This window comes from Rhizobium sp. P1_E1 (assembly GCF_056406015.1).
In genome coordinates this window covers 1-1,271 of record NZ_JBFUAY010000507.1, presented here as the reverse complement: position 1 = coordinate 1,271, position 1,271 = coordinate 1, and the positions used below count along the sequence as shown (strand labels likewise).

Annotated in this window: 1 protein-coding gene; it reads left to right on the top strand. The window is 64.6% G+C overall.

Going from position 1 to position 1,271, the window contains the following annotated elements:
• Window positions 1–1,271: family 20 glycosylhydrolase (locus AC1D1Z_RS37540; RefSeq protein WP_477853905.1), on the top strand; the 1,271-nt coding region annotated here is incomplete at both ends.

Here is a 1,271-nt window from a genome sequence, read left to right as displayed (position 1 = left end):
GCTTGAAACCCTTTGGAATCCGCCTGCTGATGGTAAGGAGTTTTCCTATGTCCTGCGCCTCAAGAACCTCGGCGCCGAGCCGCTTTCGAATTTCTCCCTCTGCGTGAGCGGCCCGGGTCGTGTCGATCCGGCGGGTCGCGTCGAAGGCGCGACGGTCTCACAAAGGCTCTCGAATTTCACCGAATTCCAACCGCCGGCCAATTTCGTTCTCGGCGCCGGCGAGACGTGGACGATTTCGGTCTACGCGCTGAGCTGGCAGTTCCGCCACTGGACGGACGGTGCGACGAGCGGCTATCTCGCGCTTTCCGATGGCAGCACRATCGTCCTCACCATCGAGCCGACGCGATCTTCGGTCAGCAACGCACCGCTGAAGCGTGGCGCCGAGATCTATCCGGTTCCCGTCAATGCGCCCGTTCAGGTGTCGATCATCCCCTGGCCGAACCATGTGTCGGTCACTTCCCGCCGGCCGCTGCCGGCCGGTTTTGCGCCGCAGGCGCAGAGCGCTGAAGGGGAGGCGGCAGCACAAAACTTCGCAGCGCTGGTCGAGCATCTCTTTGCCGTCGAGGGCATCGTACGGAGCGAGGCGGAAGGCGCGGTTCCGGTTACCCTGAAGGATGCCGCCGGCTTCGGGCCGGAGGCCTATCGGCTGAGCTTCGAGGGTGAGGCGATCACGATCGAGGCAAGCAGCCGGACCGGCTTCCTCTACGGTCTCGTCACGCTCGGCCAGATCTGGCGCGGTGCAAGGCTGCATCCCGAGGTCTTCCAGTTTCCGGCCGCCGGCGAGATCGTCGATGAGCCGTCGATGGGTTGGCGCGGGCTGCATCTCGATGTCGCCCGCCAGTTCTACGGCGCCGCCGAGGTCAAGAAGCTGTTGGCGGTGCTTGCCTGGAACAAGCTCAACCGCTTCCACTGGCACCTTTCCGACGACGAAGCGTGGCGCGTCGAGATCGACGCCTATCCTGATCTGACCGCGGTCGGCGCCTGGCGCGGCCACGGTCTGGCCGTTCCGCCGCTGCTCGGTTCGAGCCCGGCCCGCACCGGCGGCTATTACACCAAGGCCGCCATCCGCGAGATCGTCGCCCATGGCAAGAGCTTCGGCGTGGAGATCGTGCCCGAGATCGATGTCCCCGGCCATTGCTACGCCATGCTGCAGGCGATACCGGAGCTGCGCGATCCGGCCGAGGTCGGCAGCTATTATTCGGTTCAGGGCTTTCCCGACAATTGCATCAATCCGGCCCGCGAGAAGACCTATGAGATCATCGAGACGATCC